The sequence below is a fragment of the Paenibacillus solisilvae genome (assembly GCF_042656405.1).
In the GTDB taxonomy this organism is placed as follows: Bacteria; Bacillota; Bacilli; order Paenibacillales; family Paenibacillaceae; genus Paenibacillus_Z; species Paenibacillus_Z solisilvae.
Window position 1 is genome coordinate 1 of the sequence record NZ_JBHSOW010000123.1, and the last position, 3942, is coordinate 3942.

Annotated in this window: 3 protein-coding genes; 2 read left to right on the forward strand and 1 reads right to left on the reverse strand. The window is 44.1% G+C overall.

Annotation, left to right across the window (positions count from 1 at the left end; genetic code table 11):
- Window positions 1–336: 336 nt before the first annotated feature.
- Complete coding sequence (locus ACFPYJ_RS30380) at window positions 337–1122, reverse strand: phytanoyl-CoA dioxygenase family protein (RefSeq protein ID WP_379192005.1); 786 nt, start codon at window positions 1120–1122, stop codon at window positions 337–339.
- An 87-nt stretch (window positions 1123–1209) separates the two neighbouring features.
- On the opposite strand from ACFPYJ_RS30380, the gene ACFPYJ_RS30385 reads away from it, so the two are divergent.
- Window positions 1210–1911, forward strand: a complete 702-nt coding sequence (locus ACFPYJ_RS30385) for a Mur ligase family protein (RefSeq protein WP_379192006.1) — start codon at window positions 1210–1212, stop codon at window positions 1909–1911.
- Window positions 1912–2209: 298 nt separating this feature from the next.
- Window positions 2210–3361 carry a glycosyltransferase family 2 protein gene (locus ACFPYJ_RS30390; RefSeq protein WP_379192007.1) on the forward strand — a complete coding sequence of 384 codons (1152 nt, stop codon included), beginning with the start codon at window positions 2210–2212 and terminating at the stop codon, window positions 3359–3361.
- The last annotated feature ends 581 nt before the right edge of the window (window positions 3362–3942 follow it).

Here is a 3942-nt window from a genome sequence, read left to right on the forward strand (position 1 = left end):
GGTAAGTGTCGCTTTTCTTTAAATATAACTTGGGTCACTGGAAAAGCTTAAGTTCTTCAGTGGCCTCCAAACAATCCAGTGGCTTCAGCGCGCGGCATCACTCTATACTCCAGTGTAGACCCACACACATATAAAGCCCTGAGGATAGACACATCCTCAGGGCTTATTTCGACATAAGCAATTAGTTAAAAATAACACCGCGAGGACCTAATATGATGTTGTTGGCGCTTCGTTTGAAGTTTTTCATTGTCCTCACTCCTTCGCGGTTAAATTACTTTTTAATACATGATAAGTATACGCTTCCAAATATTACCTTGTCAATCCCTGAGCCATTCTTTACATCCAGGCTTCGCAGCCGCCAAACGGCATATGTTTACCGGGTACATATTTCGGTTTCGGCAAATATGAGTTAATGCCAGGGACCTCTTCCCCTCTGAGCAGAAACGCACTTTCCCACTGCTTGTTGGTCAAGATCTTGGTCGTCGCCGGAATGTAGCGGATGGTTAACCCGCAGCGGCGGAGCGCGGAGTGATTCGGTTCTGATCCGTGAATAATGTTCGGGTTATGCACGGAAACACCGCCGGCCTTAAGGATGATATCTACCGCCTTGGATTCGTCAACCAGCGCTGGATCCACCTCCGACTCCAAAACATTGTCAACAGCTGTGTTCGGTCGAAGCTGTTGAAGATCCATCGTATGCGTACCTGGAATGACTCGTAAGCATCCGTTCTCCACGACAGAATCGTCTACTGCCAACCATAATGTCACAACATCCATCGGCTCTAACGGCCAATAGCTTCCGTCTTGATGCCAGAGCACGGCCTTACCATCAAACGGAGGTTTGCAAATATAATGTGAAGCAAACAACGCAATATTCGGGCCGATAAACTGTTCGGCGATATCAAGAAGCCGATCGTCGCTGACTAATCGTACCCAGAACGGGTCATCTGTCATCAAATCATGGCCTAGATGCTCCGGACGTTTACCTGGATTTTTCTGCAGCAGCCATTCCACATGCTCTTTCGCCTCTTGTATCAAATCGGCATCCAGTACGTTCTCAATAGCTACATACCCGTCTTGTTTATATTTATCTTTAGCTGAAAGTAACTGCTGTTGATTCATCATTTTACCTCTTTTCATAAGTGACTTTGCAAAGTTACTTTCATTCTACATCTATTTGAGCGAAACTCTCCTTCTTTAATCGGAAAAATGCTGCATATCTTCAGATTTATTGTTCCGGTTCCTAGCCCACTTCCCTTACAATGTGTAACCCAGCGTCGGACCATCAATCAACTATTTGCTGTAACAGGGTCTCACGGCAAAACTACGACTACCGGAATGTTAGTCCATGCGTTTAATGCTGAAAATCAGCCATGTAGTCTCATTGGAGATGGAACCGGAAATGGACATCCGAATGCTAATCAGTTTATATTTGAAAGTTGTGAGTACAAACGTCATTTCCTTGCTTACCGACCAGATATAGCGGTTATTACCAATATTGATTATGATCATCCAGACTATTTTTCTGATATTGATGACGTTAGGAATGCCTTTGAGCAGATGGCGTCTTTAACGACAAAATATATAGTAGCTTGCGGTGATGACCCACAGGTACGTTTGCTGAATACAAACACAGATACATTATTTTATGGCTTCGGATTGAATAATAAACTTAGAGCCTCAGATCTAACAGTTGAAAGTAATGCAACATTTTTTGATGTTTTTTATAGGAATACAAAGATAGATCGCTTCAACATTCCGTCGTTTGGAAAGCATAATGTGCTGAATTCCCTGGCGACAATTGGAGTAGCTCTTGTATTAGACCGAGATTTGGAAATTGTAAAAACTCAATTGGCTGCTTTCTCAGGAGTTAAACGAAGATTCACGGAAAAGGTAGCGACTCAATTTTAATATTCATGGGAGCCGGTGACATTCAAAAATACCAAGCACAGTTATTACAACAATAACATCACAAATGGCACCCAAGCGGGTGCCATTTTCTTCTTTAAAATGCTTTTGTATCGGCTATTATATAATTACTGACATGTTGTTCTCGCATGTAGACCCTTGGGCTTGGTGGACAGGCTGCAAGAGAAGTTTATATTCATACATAATTGTGGGCGTTATTCTCTCCAGGATGTTTGTCTATTCCAAGCTAAAGTGGATGCATATATTGTCTTGTATCCTATTCAGAATGGAGGCTATTTCTGTGGTTGTCCGCTATAGCATCATTATTCCAACCTTTAACCGTATTCAGCAGCTGCTACTTACTCTCGTTGCGTTCGAGACACAAACCTATCCAAAGCATCTCATGGAGGTAATCGTCGCTGATGACGGTTCTACCGATGGAACACAGCAAATGGTCCTGGAATTTCAGGCTTCTTATCGCCTCATCTATGTCGCCCAGCCTGAACAGCGCGGCCGTTCCGCTGTTAGAAACTTAGGACTACGTCACGCAAAAGGCCGTTATGTCATTTTCTGCGATGCCGATTTCCTAGTGCTTCCTCATTTTCTAAGTACTGTCGACCGCTATCATCGTAAATACCCGAATGCAATCCTGTCGGGGACTCCCCACTCCATGGATGATGCTTATACGCACTACCATCCCGACTTCTCCCCTGAGGAACAATTGCAATTTCACAGCACAATCGGTCCTACAGGTGTATGGAAACCAGAATTTGAGAATGCCATTGAGGTAATGCCATTGATTACCCCTGATGATTTAATTCATCAAACTGGCACATTGTCGAGAGTCCTCATCCCTCGGCGAATTCCCCCGGCAATTATAGATCAATTCGCCCGAACCGATGTGGCGCCTTGGATGCTGTTTGTCACGCGCTGTGTAGCGGTCAGGCGCAGGTATTTGCTCCGCCTCAAAGGTTTTAATGAGCGGTTTGTACTATATGGACTCGAAGATTGGGAACTCGGCTATCGGTTGCATCGTCTAAAGCTTCCTTTTATACCCATTAAAGAAGTAGTCGGCTACCATCAGGAGCATCCGACCTCCTTTCGAGGAAATCAAGTCAATCTGGAGAACCTAAGAATCATGTTCGATTGCCACGGTTTCAATGATTCTGCGGTCAATTTATTCGTTCTCTCCCCCCCATCGGAGGATCTCGAGAAGTATAAAAATACGTTGCGTATCCTACGCAGAGGTTTGCGAATGAAATCCACGCGTTCATCTGCACTTTTGCTTCGACGGACACTGAGACTTGCCGCCAAGCAGTTTTATCGTCAACATAACGTTCAAGTCTATAAGCAATCAATCAGACGCAGCCAGCAGCTCTCTTTAAACAGACGAAGCCAAGTAGCTACTGTTCTTCGGGAGATGCTAGAGAAAGCTGATAAACTGGTGGATTAGCATAAGGAGAAACCAACGTAAAGGCCAATAATGTAACATGCCCCAATCGACCAACCAGCGCCAGCTGCAGCCAGGTAGAAGTTATGCGATATATCAAACCCCGCCGTTCACACGGAATGACCCAAAAAAGCTCGCGCGATCTGCTGCCCATTCTGGAGCGGTTGTGTGAGCTTAGAATGTCAAATGTAGCCCGTCCGGATCAGGCAAAATCGTCGCAAAAAAGCTGACGAAACACACCGGTATCTTATAAAAAATCAACTTTGATCAATAAATCAATCTTCTTCAGTAATCATTAATCGCTTCCCGGTATAATATCAATATTATCCTGTCACTTTGCCCTTGGTGACAGCGACGCTGTTACTACCCCTATAACATCGCCAATTGAATCCATTAAGTTTTAAATATTGACAAGCTATTAGCTAGAATAGCGTAACGCCCATCGGGACATCTGTGTATAAACGGCAGCTCCTTCATCGTTTGTACAGAGTCCTTCATTGAACTAATGTGTCCCGTTCCCTCGTTTTTAAGGGTTTATCTCACATATACTCACTCATTCGCAGGATTTCGTCACCTTGGATCAA